The organism is Desulfovibrio mangrovi, from assembly GCF_026230175.1.
GTDB classification, from domain to species: Bacteria; Desulfobacterota; Desulfovibrionia; order Desulfovibrionales; family Desulfovibrionaceae; genus Halodesulfovibrio; species Halodesulfovibrio mangrovi.
The window spans coordinates 3,810,556-3,824,229 of sequence record NZ_CP104208.1; the positions used below are offsets into that span (position 1 = coordinate 3,810,556).

15 protein-coding genes are annotated in these 13,674 nt (G+C 55.7%); 7 read left to right on the forward strand and 8 right to left on the reverse strand.

Annotated features, from left to right (window positions below; all coding sequences use genetic code 11):
* Positions 1–60: 60 nt before the first annotated feature.
* Positions 61–696 (reverse strand): D-sedoheptulose 7-phosphate isomerase, encoded by a 636-nt coding sequence (locus tag N1030_RS17005; RefSeq protein ID WP_265826755.1) that lies wholly within the window; start codon positions 694–696, stop codon positions 61–63.
* Positions 697–881: 185 nt separating this feature from the next.
* On the opposite strand from N1030_RS17005, the gene N1030_RS17010 reads away from it, so the two are divergent.
* The 5 genes from N1030_RS17010 (at position 882) to N1030_RS17030 (ending at position 6,860) form a co-directional block, all read left to right on the forward strand.
* On the forward strand, positions 882–1,733 hold the full coding sequence (locus tag N1030_RS17010; RefSeq protein WP_265826756.1) for an NAD(+)/NADH kinase: 852 nt from the start codon (positions 882–884) through the stop codon (positions 1,731–1,733).
* Positions 1,734–1,889: 156 nt separating this feature from the next.
* Positions 1,890–3,635, forward strand: a complete 1,746-nt coding sequence (locus N1030_RS17015) for an ARMT1-like domain-containing protein (protein ID WP_265826758.1) — start codon at positions 1,890–1,892, stop codon at positions 3,633–3,635.
* Positions 3,636–3,678: 43 nt separating this feature from the next.
* Positions 3,679–4,332 carry a DUF4254 domain-containing protein gene (locus tag N1030_RS17020; protein WP_265826759.1) on the forward strand — a complete coding sequence of 218 codons (654 nt, stop codon included), beginning with the start codon at positions 3,679–3,681 and terminating at the stop codon, positions 4,330–4,332.
* A gap of 250 nt (positions 4,333–4,582) precedes the next feature.
* A complete protein-coding gene (gene gatB / locus N1030_RS17025) occupies positions 4,583–6,010 on the forward strand; it encodes an Asp-tRNA(Asn)/Glu-tRNA(Gln) amidotransferase subunit GatB (RefSeq protein ID WP_265826761.1) in 1,428 nt (475 codons plus the stop codon).
* Between the two features lie 451 nt (positions 6,011–6,461).
* The gene (locus N1030_RS17030) at positions 6,462–6,860 is read left to right on the forward strand and encodes a Ros/MucR family transcriptional regulator (RefSeq protein WP_265826762.1); all 399 of its coding nucleotides are present in this window, start codon (positions 6,462–6,464) and stop codon (positions 6,858–6,860) included.
* A gap of 40 nt (positions 6,861–6,900) precedes the next feature.
* On the opposite strand, the gene N1030_RS17035 is transcribed toward N1030_RS17030, so the two are convergent.
* The 6 genes from N1030_RS17035 to rplM form a co-directional block, all read right to left on the reverse strand.
* On the reverse strand, positions 6,901–7,536 hold the full coding sequence (locus N1030_RS17035; protein ID WP_265826763.1) for a Crp/Fnr family transcriptional regulator: 636 nt from the start codon (positions 7,534–7,536) through the stop codon (positions 6,901–6,903).
* Positions 7,537–7,622: 86 nt separating this feature from the next.
* Entirely contained in the window at positions 7,623–8,114 is a 492-nt protein-coding gene (locus N1030_RS17040) for a hypothetical protein (protein ID WP_265826764.1), read from the reverse strand.
* Positions 8,115–8,131: 17 nt separating this feature from the next.
* Complete coding sequence (locus tag N1030_RS17045; protein ID WP_265826766.1) at positions 8,132–8,743, reverse strand: uL18 family ribosomal protein; 612 nt, start codon at positions 8,741–8,743, stop codon at positions 8,132–8,134.
* Positions 8,740–9,285, reverse strand: a complete 546-nt coding sequence (thrB, locus tag N1030_RS17050; RefSeq protein ID WP_265826767.1) for a homoserine kinase — start codon at positions 9,283–9,285, stop codon at positions 8,740–8,742. The genes N1030_RS17045 and thrB overlap by 4 nt, the downstream gene beginning before the upstream one ends.
* A 182-nt stretch (positions 9,286–9,467) precedes the next feature.
* Entirely contained in the window at positions 9,468–9,860 is a 393-nt protein-coding gene (gene rpsI, locus N1030_RS17055) for a 30S ribosomal protein S9 (RefSeq protein ID WP_265826768.1), read from the reverse strand.
* Between the two features lie 22 nt (positions 9,861–9,882).
* Positions 9,883–10,317 (reverse strand): 50S ribosomal protein L13, encoded by a 435-nt coding sequence (gene rplM, locus N1030_RS17060; RefSeq protein WP_265826769.1) that lies wholly within the window; start codon positions 10,315–10,317, stop codon positions 9,883–9,885.
* Between the two features lie 372 nt (positions 10,318–10,689).
* Between rplM and N1030_RS17065 the strand changes: the two genes are divergently transcribed.
* Together N1030_RS17065 and N1030_RS17070 are read left to right on the forward strand one after the other, a co-directional pair.
* Positions 10,690–11,931: an HD domain-containing protein gene (locus N1030_RS17065; RefSeq protein ID WP_265826770.1), complete on the forward strand. Its 1,242-nt coding sequence runs from the start codon at positions 10,690–10,692 to the stop codon at positions 11,929–11,931.
* A 113-nt stretch (positions 11,932–12,044) separates the two neighbouring features.
* Positions 12,045–12,524 carry a CBS domain-containing protein gene (locus N1030_RS17070; RefSeq protein ID WP_265826771.1) on the forward strand — a complete coding sequence of 160 codons (480 nt, stop codon included), beginning with the start codon at positions 12,045–12,047 and terminating at the stop codon, positions 12,522–12,524.
* Between the two features lie 97 nt (positions 12,525–12,621).
* Here the strand turns inward: N1030_RS17070 and N1030_RS17075 are convergent, their stop codons facing one another.
* A complete protein-coding gene (locus N1030_RS17075; RefSeq protein WP_265826772.1) occupies positions 12,622–13,674 on the reverse strand; it encodes an HD-GYP domain-containing protein in 1,053 nt (350 codons plus the stop codon).

A 13,674-nucleotide genomic window follows, 5' to 3' on the forward strand; every position in this document is an offset into this window, starting at 1 on the left:
CCTCCGTGAATGTTTCACGGCATGAGATAATGCCGATCGCGCGATCGTCAAATGGTGCGGTTAACCCTGACAGGCTCCGTCCGGCTCGTTCAGGTAGGGCTGAAGCTCCATGACGTTCTCGAACAGATAGTGGTCCGTGAGCTGGCAGAGCAGGTGTCCTATGGCGATGTGCACTTCCTGAACAAGAGGCGTATGCCGGTGGGAAACGTCAAGCAGGTGTTCGCAGAGCGGAGCCATGCGGCCGCCACCCTGTCCCGTGATGCCGACGGTGGTGATGCAGCGTTCACGGGCGACTTTGAGGGCTTCGACAATGTTGTTGCTGTTGCCGGAGGTGGAAATGGCCACAAGCACGTCGCCTTCGGTGGCCAGTGCCTGCACCTGCTTGCTGAATATGAGATCGAAGCCGTAATCGTTGCCTATGGCGGTGAGGATGGACGAATCCGTCGTCAACGCGATGGCCGGCAGGGGCGGGCGTTCCATGATGAAACGGTTTACGAATTCGGCAGCCAGATGTTGCGAGTCAGCTGCACTGCCGCCGTTGCCGCAGAAGAGAATCTTGCCGCCGCGCGCAAGGCACAGGGCCAGAATCTTGGCCACTTCGTTCACCTTGTCAGCGTTGGCCTCGAAATAGGCCTCGCGCAGACGGGCGCCTGCACGGGCATGTTCCATAATAATCTCTTTGGCGGTATTGTTCATTAATGCTCCTGCCTGATGGAAACGAATCTCATATCCGTCTTAGTAACGTAAATCCACTTGGGCAGTATACTAAATGGCGCAAAGTGACAACGGTATGTCCTCCGCTTTTTCCGGCCGGAAAAAATATCTTGACGGAAGCGCGCTTCATCCTTGATGGAATCGCGGCTTTTTACTAGGGAAATCCGATGAGCCGAACCATACAATCAGTTTTTATCGTGACCAAGGCAGGACACACTGCCGCACTCGAACTCGCAGACTCTCTGAAGGAGTGGTTTGTGGAGCGCGGATGCAGTGCAGAAGTGTTTGAGAACGGGCGTCTGCAGTGGCAGCGGGTGGTATTGCCTGCTGAAGGCGGACTGGTTCTCGTGCTGGGCGGCGATGGCACCATGCTGAGTGTGGCCCGCCGTCTTGTCGGTTCGGACGTCCCCGTGCTGGGGGTCAATCTGGGCCGGGTGGGATTCCTGACCGAAGTGTCCGTGGACGAGTGGCCGCAGCAACTTGAGCGTCTGTTTGACGGAAGCATACGATTCGTGCGTCGTTTCGCCCTTTCGTGCGCAGTTGAACGCAGTTCGCACCGTATATACAGCGGCGTGGCGGTGAACGACATGGTCGTGCACCGCGGGGCCCTGGCGCGGGTGATCAAGCTGGAACTGCACGTGCAGGGCGAGCGTCTGGGCAGCCTGCGTGCAGACGGCCTCATCGTGTCTACCCCCACGGGTTCCACGGGCTATGCGGTTTCCGCCAACGGTCCGCTCGTTCACCCCGACCTCGACGCCTTTTCCGTCACTCCCATCTGCCCCTTCCTCAACGCTCTCAAGCCCTTTGTGCTCTGTGGCGACATGGAGCTCGGCATCGTGATTCAGGATACGGATACCGATCTGTACCTGACGCAGGACGGGCAGGATGGTGTGATTCTGAAGGGCGGAGACCGGGTGACCATCTCGCGGGCGCAGAAGGGCCTTCTGGTGGCCGAGCTGGGCTGCGCCAGCTATTTCGAGCGGCTGCGGACCCGTGGATTTTACAAGGATCAGCAGTAGCGGCGGAACGTCGCCCGGAGCCTGCCCGTGCCGTACATGGCCTGAAGTCAGGCTGGATTCAACTACAATGCCGGACGGTTTCGCCACCTGTTGTCATGCATGGCAGAGCGTGTGCGGCGGGCCGGATTTCTTTCAACCAAATTCCGGAGGCCGTGCATGAGCGTGTTGCCAGAGTTGAAGTCTGTTCGGGATGTTCGGTGGGGCAAGGATCCGTATCTGGATGCCTGGCTGCATAATTTCAAGACCGAGAACAACATCGAACACCTCATGAACCCCGAGAATGTTGCTCCGGACGAGCAACTCCGGTTCATGGTCGCGCTGGACGAACAGCAGGTTTACATGCCCTGTTCGGATGCCATTTTTACGCAGTTGCTGAGCAAGGAACGCCCCAAGGCGCTGCATCAGGAATACACCCGCATCTGGCGGTTCATCATGCGGCTTATCAGGCAGCATGGTTTTGACAAGTACAACCAGCGCCGCGTCATTCAGTTCTGTAAGTTGCGTTTCCGCCAGCATATGAATTCACGGATCATGATCCCGTCGCGTCTGGCCAAGCGTCTGACCAGCATCGTGCTCACCCAGTGTGCGGTGCCCGATCCCTACAAGGACGGCAAGCTCAAGGCCAACCGCCTTGCGTGGGAATTTCTGAAGCGTCCTTCCACGGAGCGCCTCATCCTTGCCAATCCGCCGGAATGCAACTCTGCGCCTGACATCAGGGAAATGCGCTGGGAGCTGGACTTCCTTGAGCTGCGCCGTCTTCTGTATCTTTCAACGCTGCCCGTGCTGTGGCAGGATGCTGATCCTTCCCCGCTGGAGGTGGAAACCGAGCTTGAAAAGCCCTGCGGCGAATGCAGCCGTCTGCGGTTGCTGCTGGGGCCCGAGGACGAAGAACGCAAGAAGATTCTCTACCTTCCCGACGTGAGCGGCGCCTTTGTCTTTGACCTCAAGATCATCCGTTCGCTTATCAGGCAGGGGCATCAGGTCGTTCTGGCTCTCAAGGAGGGCTTTTATTTCAACACGCCGACCCTGTGGGAGATCGACCGCGACCCTGTGCTCAAGGAAGCCACGGCCGGGGCCCATATACTGCATGACGACGGGGTGACCAAAAACGAACTGCTGCGTCTGCTGCGCGAGCACCGGTTCCTGATCATTTCCGACGGAACACGCGAGCAGCTGAACCTGTACAAAACCAGTGTGACGTTTGCCCGTGCATGGAAGGAATGTGATCTGGTCATGGCCAAGGGCGGACGCAATTATATGAACCTCATCGGGTGCAGCCACGATTTTACCCGCGACATCGTGTGCTTCCACCGTTCCGAGGACGGGGAATTCCATCTGCACACGAAGCCCCGCGCCAAGTGGGTGCGCAAGTTTACCGAGGCCGACCTGCACGGCAAGGCCAAGGAAATTATCACCGCCATGCGTGAAGCCAGGGCTGCCGGCAAAAGCGTCATGTTCTACAGTGCAATCATCGGCTCCATTCCGGGACAGACAGGTCAGGCTATTCGCGTGGTGGATACCTTTGTGCGGCACCTGCGGGAACGCCTTGAGAATACTTTTATCATCAATCCTGCCGAGCACTTCGAAGAAGGCATGGACGGCGACGACCTCATGTTCATGTGGGAGCGGGTCCAGAGAAGCGGCATGCTTGACGTCTGGCGTTTTCAGACGGTTGAGGATATAGAAACAAGCTTTACGTTGATGGGGCGCAAGGTACCTTCGGTCTGGTCGGGCAAGGATTCGACCTATTCCACCGGATGTACTAAGGAAATGCGCATTGCGCTGGACATGCAGAAGGCGCATCCCGAAATGCAGATCATTGGCCCCAGCGCCGACAAATTCTTCCGCAGGGCTGAATACGGCGTGGGCAAATATTACGACGCGGGCATTAAAGCCCCCTAATGCGGTGCGCGCATAACAGAATCAGGAACAGGCTTATTCAAATATGATCGGTTTCGACGATATTTCAGCTGAATTGGAACGCTGCTTTGCGGCGCAGGTGCAGGCCACTGCCGATTGGCACGTGATTGAGCAGGAAGATGCCACAGACGTGGCGGAAGGGCCGGAACTCGGCAATCTTGCGGGACTGGTGCTGGCTCAGCATCTCATGAATTTCAAGCTGTGGCATGTGGAAGACATTGCCCGCCGCAAGGATGTGGGGCCTGAAGTCATTGCGGACTGCAAGTACCGCATCGACCGCCTCAATCAGCGCCGTAACGACTTCATGGAAAAAGTCGACGCCTGCATCGTGGGGCTGGTTACGCCCATGCTGCCCCCGTTGCCTGCGGATGGTAGCGGCGTGCGGCATAATACCGAATCGCTGGGCATGTCTGTGGATCGTCTGTCCATACTTAGCTTGAAGATTTTTCACATGCATGAGCAGACCGAGCGTACGGATGCGGACGAAGCGCATCGCGAATCCTGCCGCGCCAAGCTTGCCGTATTGCACGAACAGCGTGCCGATCTTGCCCGTGCTGTGCTCGAATTGCTGGATGACTACCGTTCCGGCAGCAAGCGGCCCAAAGTATATTTTCAGTTCAAGATGTATAATGACCCCGCGCTGAACCCGCAGCTCTACAAGGGCGGACAGGTCAGCTAGGGAAGGGCTGGGCTGGTGGCTTGCAAGCCGCCTGCCTGCGGATACTGAGAGCATGGTGGCCGCCCGGGGCCTGCCTCTCTGTCCTTTTGGCTGTATGGCTGGCAAGCTCGCCAGATTGCTGAAGGTTTTGAAGCGTATTATTCACGTTCGGCTTTATCATTATGCTGAAGCGGTTCACCGGTGCCGAATGCGGCGAGACCGTGCGTAGTGTGGCCGTGCGTTGCGAGATATGGATTGCAAGGAGATTGTCATGGCGAAATATGAAGTTGTCATCGGGTTGGAAGTGCACGCCCAGTTGAAGACGGAATCCAAATTATTCTGTTCCTGCTCCACCCGTTTCGGCAACGACCCCAACGAGAACGTGTGCGAGGTCTGTTCCGGAATGCCCGGCGTTCTGCCGGTGCTGAACAAGCGGGCCGTGGAATTTGCCGCCAAGATGGGGCTGGCCATGAACTGCACTGTGCGCAACCGCTCCGTGTTTGAGCGGAAGAATTATTTCTATCCGGACTCCCCCAACGGCTACCAGATTTCCCAGCTGGGGGAAGCTATCTGCCATGGCGGCCATCTGGACCTGAACATGGGCGACTATACCCGTCGTGTGGGTCTTACCCGTATTCAGCTTGAGAACGATGCGGGCAAGTCCATTCACTCTGCGGCAGACAATGCCTCTTTCGTGGACTTGAACCGTACGGGCGTGCCGCTTATCGAAATCGTGTCCGAGCCGGACATGCGGAGTGCGGAAGAAGCGGTGGCATACCTGAAGTCTCTGCGTGCCATTCTGCTCTATCTGGGCATCTGTGATGGCAACATGGAGGAAGGCAGCTTCCGTTGTGATGCTAACGTCTCGCTGCGGCCCGCAGGACAGAGCGAATTCGGCACCCGTGTGGAGCTGAAGAACATGAACTCCTTCCGTCATGTGCAGAAGGGGATCGAGTACGAAATCGCGCGTCAGCAGGACCTGCTGGAAGACGGCGAAGAAGTGGTGCAGCAGACACGCCTGTACAATGCGGAAAAGAACCTTACCGCGGCCATGCGCGGCAAGGAAGAAGCGCACGACTACCGTTATTTCCCTGATCCGGACCTTATTCCCATCATGCTTTCCGATGAGCAGATTGCCGTATGGCGCGACGAATTGCCCGAACTGCCCGAGCAGCGCAAGGCCCGTTTTGTTTCCGAACTGGGGCTGCCGGAGTACGATTCGGAAGTGTTGACGCAGGACAAGGATATGGCTGACTACTTCGAGGCCGCTCTTGCCGTGTTCAACAATCCCAAGAAGGTGAGCAACTTCATGATGGGGCAGTTTCAGCGTGAGTTGAACGAGCGCAACATGACTGCCAAGGATGCTCCTATCCGTCCGGAAATGCTGGCCGAACTGGTGCGTATCATTGAGGAAGGCCTTATCTCCAACAAGATCGGTAGCGACATTTTCCCGGAAGTCTTTACCAGCGGTGTTTCTCCCGAAGCGTATGTGAAGGAGAAGGGCATGGTGCAGATTTCTGACTCGTCCGAGTTGGAACGTGCCGTGGATGAGGTTATTGCCGAGAATCCTGCGGAGGCGGAAGCGTATCGTGGCGGCAAGACAAAGCTGCAGAGCTTCTTTGTGGGACAGGTGATGCGTAAGACCCGTGGTAAGGCAAATCCTGCTCTTGTGAACGAATTGCTTGCAAAGAAACTGTAGTATCGCTGCGTGTTGCCGTAGGATGGTAGTGCTTTTCCGTGCAAGACGGTGCGATGCATAGAGAGAATTTGGCGAATGCTGTAACAGTTTTATCTCTGTTTCAATTGAAGCCAAGTGTTAGAAATGAGTATGCGGCCCCTTTGGGGGCCGCATTTTTATTGATATGTAAGTTTTTGTTTATGTATTTTCATGTATGGATTGTCGTAAAGCAGTTAGCCATGGCAGCAAAGGGGGGGGGAGTGTAACAATCCCCAAAGATGGGGTTTGAAGTAATACTTCATTACATGTTTTTGAGGGTGAAATGCTGACCGTGCATGTCGTATTTCAGTCAAAATGCGTGTCCGTTTTGTTCAGTTGACGTATGCAATATGGAGATGTATAGGGTTTTGTGTAAAACATATTGTCGAATCTGGTAATTATTAACGCTGTAGTTGCATATCCGGAGTGAGATGTGGACGATTACTTGAAAGGGGCATTGGAAATTGTGAAGGCGCAGGCCAGCGTTCGCACAATGACCGAAGAAGAAATCACGTCTATGGTGCGGACGCTTGCGGATAATATTCGCGAGATAAGTATGGGATCGGAGGAAGGGGGGCCGGAACTCGATTCAGATATTGATCCTAAGAAATCCATAAAGGAAAAATCCATTACCTGTCTTGAATGCGGTAAGTCTTTCAAGATTCTGACCAAGAAGCATCTCGTTTTGCATGGGTTGGATGCAGCGGAATACCGTGAAAAGTGGGGGATGAAAAAGAATACGCCGCTCGTCTGCAAGGCCCTGCAGCGCGAACGTCGAAAGAAGATGAAGTCCATGGCGCTTTGGGAAAAACGCCGTAAGAATGCACAATAGTATTATTAAGAAACGCGCCTCAGGGCGCGTTTTTTTATGGTCAGAAGCTCTCTCCGCGGCTGTATGCCTGCAACCTTTTCGCAGCCTCAACCGTGAAGTGTTCCGGTTCAAGAATGTTCACCAGCTTTACGCCATCCTCTGAGGATATGATGCCTATCATGCGCAGATGTTCCAATTTATGGAGGATGTCCAGAACCTTGTCCTCAGGGCTGACAAAGGCGTCTTTCAGGGACATGAGGGCGTGCATGTAATCGAACTGGCGCACACCGTTACGGGCGAGTAATTCAATGGTTCTGCAGGTTCCCTGAAACAGGCTGGGGACCTGCATGGACTTTTTGGTGCTGGCTCGAAGGCGGTGTACGAGCACGTCTATGAGGGTCTGCATGATCTGGGGGGAATCGCGGACAAAGTTGTCGAAGTCGTCCTTCTTCACCTCCACCGCCCGCACGTCATCCAGTGCGATGGCAGTCGCCGTGCGCCGGTTATCATCCAGAATCAGGGACATTTCCCCGAACATGTTGATGGGATTCAGGATGGCGAGAACCTTCTTCTTTCCATGAACTTCCTTGGAAAGTTCCACGCGCCCTTCCTGCAGCAGATAGGCGGAATCTCCTCTGCTACCTTCGCTGAAGATTACGGAATACTTGAGAAAGGTTCTGACAACGTAGGATGACATTACAACCTCCCCGCATGCTGGTGGCGTTACCAGAGTGTAGCATGTTTTGCGGTGGAGGAAACTGAAAAGCAGGTGAGGCGGGCGAGTTAACGAGTCAGAGCGCCCTCATGGGCAAGGTGAATGCGTCCTTCCTGCTGCTTTTCAGGGCGCCATGGCGTTTCTGCGAGCACCATGCGGTAGCCGAAAGATACGTAGAGAGAGGTGTGTGTCTGTTCGGGGTCCAGACGGAATTCAAAAGGAATGGCGCGTTCGCCGGTCATTTCGCGGGGCAGGATGTCCACTTGTGAGGACGCTATGACATCACCGGAGCTTTCGCTGAGATAGACCGTAAAGGATAGCTGGTCGTAGTAACGGGCCCACTCCGGGAAGAGTTCCGTGTTGGGATAGGCCGTCCCCTGCAGGCCTACGCCCTGCTTCAGGGGCATGTTGTGGAATTCGAAACGCCAGAACTTCATGGAAATGGTCTGCGGGGTGTCGGTCAACCAGGGGCGGCGGTCCAGATGGCTCACATTGAGATAGGAGCAACCGGACAGCATCAGGGTGACGAGGAGCAGCAGAGCGGTGAAGCAGCGTTTCATGAAACGTTCCTGTGGGCTTATTTGATTACGGGCGGCCCCTGCACAAGCATTTCCGCAAGAGTCATGTTTACCCGCGGCAGGACGCGAAGCTTGGCTCCGACGTATTCCATCTCCAACTGCACCAGTTCCTTATACAGTTCGGTCCTGTCCAGTGCGGGTACCAGTTCGTCTGGCTTTCCCTTAACATTATCCACAAAGCGGTAGCAACCGGTAAACACTCTTCTTTCGCCGTTGGGCAGCAGCATGGTGTTTCGTGTGCCATGCATGCGGCAGATCATGAGGCGGTGTTTGTACACGCCGCACAGCCCGTCATCGTTGAGGGGGCACATGACGCTGGGTTGCAGGTTCATGGAAAGAGAGTGGTGATACTGCTTCACGGCTTCATGCGCGCGCTGCAGGTACAGGTCGCGTCGCTCCTGCGGCAATTCGTTCATGCCACGCCACAGGTAGCTCCATTCCACGTAGGTGTGATGCTGGAAATAGCTCACGCAGCAGTTCTGCTGGCAGTTTTCGCAGCTGAGGCCAGCTTCGCGGGCGGTTTCGGCATAGGCCGCGGACATGCGGTCGTAGAGATTGCCAAGGCGGGCAAATACGCCCACGCCTTTTCCGCGCTTCATATTCTTTTTCATGAACGTGACTCCAGCCAGTGCCGGATGGTTTGGGCACAGGTGTCGGGAGCGAGGTCTTCGCAGCGGACTGTGAAGTCTGCGGCTGCTTCGTACAGGGCCTTGCGCTCGTTGTAGAGGTCTTCGATGGTCTGGCCCGGGGCAATGGCCAGTCCGCGTTCGGGATTGCGGCTGATGCGCTCCAGAATCGTGGGCAGGCTGACATCCAGATAGACGACAGGTCCCAGCGTTTTCAGATGATCGACGGCGAACTGGCGGTATACCACGCTGCCACCGGTGGAAATGACGGTGCGACGCGCGCCGATGCGGCTGATGATGGAGCCTTCCACGTCGAGGAATTCTTCTTTGGTCATGCTGTCCGCAACGTCCTGCAGACGGGTGCCGTAATGGGCTTCGATGATGTGATCGGAATCAATGAAGGCCCAGCTGAGCTGGGTGGCGAGAGCTTTGCCCACAGTGGTCTTGCCTGCGCCAGCCATGCCGATGATGGAAACACATTCCTCGTCGGTGGCAACAGGTTGTCTCAGGGTCGGCGTATCAGACATGGAAAAGGTGTCCTCTGGAGTGATCGATTTGCTTGGAGCAGGGGTAGTTGTGCCTTTGCGGGGACGTTGTGTCAACTTCATAAGCCCGCGCCAGAGGCGGGTGCATATAAAAAAACAGGCCCGCAAAAGCGGGCCTGTTGAGTGCGAAGTGTCGTGTAACCGCAGCAGGCTGCGGAAACCGATTAACGCTTGGAGTACTGGTAACGTGCGCGAGCTGCGCGCTGACCGTACTTCTTACGTTCCTTCTTGCGTGCATCACGGGTAAGGAAGCCGGCCTTCTTCAGAGCGCCGCGCAGGTCGGCGTCAACTTCCAGAAGGGCGCGGGAGATACCGTGGCGAACTGCCTGAGCCTGGCCGGACATGCCGCCGCCAGCAACGTTCACCTTGATGTCGAACTTGCCGAGGGTCTTGGTCAGCTCGAGGGGCTGACGCACAACCATCTGCAGGGTCTTACGCGGGAAGTAATCTTCGTAGGGAAGACCGTTTACAAGGATCTGGCCCGAGCCAGCGTAGAGGCGGGTCCGAGCGGTGGCGGTCTTTCTTCTGCCGGTACCGTAATCAAATTCTTTGGACATATTCTTCTCCTGCCTCTAGCTCTTAGGCCTGGATTTCCAGAGTCTGGGGATTCTGTGCCGCATGGGGATGCTCAGGACCAACATAGATCTTGAGCTTCTTCAGCATGGCTGCGCCGAGGCGATTCTTGGGCAGCATGCCCTGAACGGCCTTGCGGATAACCTCTTCGGGCTTCTTGGCCAGCATGTCAGACAGGCTGGTCTCACGCAGGCCACCCATGTAACCGGTGTACCGGTAGTACTTCTTGTCGGCCATCTTGTTGCCGGTGACCTTGATCTTCTCGCAGTTCACAACCACGATGAAATCGCCGTTATCCATGTGGGGGGCGAATTCGGGCTTGTGCTTGCCGCGCAGGCGGTGAGCGATCTGAGTTGCCAGGCGACCGAGGATCTTATCTTCGGCATCTACCACGAACCATTCGCGGTTGATATCTTCAGGCTTGGGGCTGAACGTCTTCATAATAATATACTCCTGAGTGCGAAGCTCGAAAGGGGAACTTCATAGGGAGTTTTAGGTTCGTTGTCAATAGTCAAAAGCATCCGCACATAACTCCGGGTTCGGAGTGATGTGTTACGTCAGTGCGCCGGAAGGCATTGCCTTCGGCTTGCGTCGCCTTTCACCAAGGCGGCGTAAGGGCTTCCGTGATCTTCTGGTGAGTTGGATTCAGCCAAATGATCCGGCAACCGGCACGACGGGAGCAGACGGGTAACGGGTGGGGCAAGGCCTGTAGGCCCTGGAAAAAAACGTCAGTCCCTCGTGGAAACTGTTGATCTTTATACTACGACATCCTAACTTGCCAAGTGATTTTTTCAAAAAATTCAGGAGCGCCATATGTCCAATATTCGCAAGAGTCTGCTGCAGTTTACCTTCGCCGGTGCATACATGAAGCGATGGAACGACAAGCTGCGGCCCATGGAATTGCTGGAAGTGGACAAGCAGGCGCACAAGATGATCGTGGCATGGCTGCTCTATCAGTTGAATTCGGAAGGCCGCCTTCAGGGGGAGCGCATCAAGCTTGGCGAGACCATCGTTGAAGGGGGGATCTTCGACTACTTTTTCCGCCTGGTCATCACGGACATAAAACCCCCAATATTTTATAAGATACGGGAGAATCCCCGTCATTACGCCCAGCTCATCGGCTGGGTGCAGGGGGAACTGGAGCCGGTGCTCGCTCCGCTCGGCAACGGCTTCTGGGATCGTTTTGTGGCCTATTTTGCCCATAGCAGGAAGAAGACGCTTGGTGACGAGATTCTGGATGCCGCTCATCTCTACGCCAGCAAGTGGGAGTTTGACCTGCTCAAAAATCTGAATGGCTTTGACGACGAAATTCCCGATATCGATGCCTCATTCACAGAACGTCTGCAGGCCTATTCGCACCTCAAGGGTGTGCCTGAGCTGCTTTCCGGTTCGGACAACGTTCTTGGCAGGCTGGCGAACCTGTGCGGGCAACTGCGTTTTCAGAAGCGTTGGTCCCAGACGCCGCGTGTACCGGAAACGTCGGTCATCGGGCATATGTTTCTCGTGGCATGCTACAGCTATTTCTTTTCCATTGCGCAGGGGGCTTGCGGGGCGCGCCGCCAGAATAACTTCTTCTGCGGGCTCTTCCATGACCTGCCGGAACTACTGACCCGCGATATCATCTCGCCCGTGAAGAAGTCCGTGGACAAGCTGGACGACTTCATCAAGGAATACGAAGCCGAAGAACTGGAGCGCCGGGTGCTCGGCCCCATGCGTGCAGAAGGGTACGAGCGCCTTGCATGGCGGCTTGGCTATTTCCTCGGTCTGGAAACGGGGTCGGAATTCGATGAAGCCATAGTGGTGGACGGCGTCATCAAGAAACTGAACTTTGAGCAGTTGCAGACGCATTACAATGAAGATCAGTTCGATCCCAAGGACGGCGTGATGCTCAAGGCCTGTGATACCATGGCCGCTTTCATCGAGGCCTATACCGCTGTGCGCAACGGCATTTCCGTGGATGAATTGCATCAGGCCCTGTGGCGGCTCAGGCAGCAGCACCGCAAGCTGGTCATCGGTAATATTCACGTTGGCGCACTGTTTGCCGATTTTGACTGATTTTCATCAGGCAGGGTCTATTGTGCTCTTTACCAAACAAGGGCAACTGGTTACATTCGATCGTAGGCTTACAACCTTTTAGCGGGGCACCACTGTTCCCGAGGGAGATGCATATGCTGTTACGAACCCGTGCCTGGGATATTGTTCGCGAGGAGTATCCAGTGATGAAGGAGGCCAATTCTCTGGCCGATGCCATGCGCGAGTTGAATGCCGTGAGCGACAGCGGGTGTCTATGTGCGCTGGTTATGGACGATAACGGTCGTCTCAAGGGTGCGGTTTCCATGTGGGACACCGTGCGCTTCATGGAAGACAATCTGCTTCGTGGTGATGCCTTGCGCGGACTGGACGAGAACCGTTTTGAACAGATGTACACCAACGCCTGCAAGGTGGCCGGTTCCACATCCGTGAAGGATGTGATGGACAAGAATCCGACTGTGGTAGCTCCCGACGAACCTCTCTTGGTCGTTCTTGAGGACTTCGTGAAAAAGGGACGGAGCTATGCAGTGGTCAAGGAAGGCCCGCGCGTGCTTGGCGTGATCATGATTGCCGACATTTTCAAGGAAATCAGCGGCCAGATCGTGTGTCGCAGCTAAAAGAAAAACGGACACTCCTTTGAGAGTATCCGTTGGATGCGGATAAAGATGCTCCGGTGCCAGGCTTGCCCTGTCGCCGGAGTTTTTTGTGGATCGGTTATGCCACGGGTTGATCAGACTGGGCTGACTGGGTTGACTGTGCAGACTGGGCCATACGGAAGGCATCCGTAAGGTAGGCGTGGTTTAGCAGGAGCGTGTAGCGTTCATCATAGCGCTTCTTGTCTTCTGCCAGCTTGCGTGCTGCCTCCGCCGGTTCGGTGCCTGCGGCATAGGGGCGTGAGCAGATCATGGCTGAAAAGGAATCCGCCACGGCAACCAGTCTGCCGAACTTGCTGATCGTCTCTCCCTTCAGTTTCTGGGGGTAGCCGGAGCCATCCAGTCTTTCGTGATGTTCAAGGGTCGCCTGCTTCATCTCGTCAAAGGCGAACCCGAGTTTGTGCATGATTTTCGCGCCCACAATGGGGTGGGGGGTGAGCTTTTCCTTCTCGTCCATTTTGAGCGGGGTCGTCTTGGCGAGGATGAACGGCGGCACTTTGCACATGCCTATGTCATGCAGCAGCAGAGCCAGAGCCGCCTTGTCCAGATCGCGCCTGCGGTATTCGCTGCGGGCGGCATAGAACAGCCACAGGCCAACGGCAAGTGTGTTCACCGCGTGCGATGCAAGGTTGTGTTCACGGTTCAGGCGTCGCATGAACAGCTTGATGCGGTGGCGGTCCTGAAAGATGAATTCGGTGAACACCATCACATCCTGATACAGCTGTTCGAAAACGGGCATGACGGGCTGTTCGGCGAATTCGTTCACGCGCAGGGCCAGTGCCTGCATGAATACGTCGGCAATCTCGCCCTGCTTCAGGTTCTGGTCCACCAGCACCAGGTCGAGTTGCTTGATGATGTGCTTGGAGTATATGGGGTGGTCTGCGCGGGAAACGAACAGGTTGCCGTCTTCGCACAAACTGTGCACCGCCTCGACCTGTTCATTGGTGAGGCGGGCACCTTTTTTGCTGTATGGCTGCAGGCGGGCTATGCTCTCCTTGAACTCGAACAGGTCGACCGGAGGGCGGTATTTGGGAAAGCTCTCCAGGATCGGTTTGGCGATCTGGTAATACTCTTCCTGAATCGCGTCTGGGATGGGGCTGCCGGCTGCACTCAT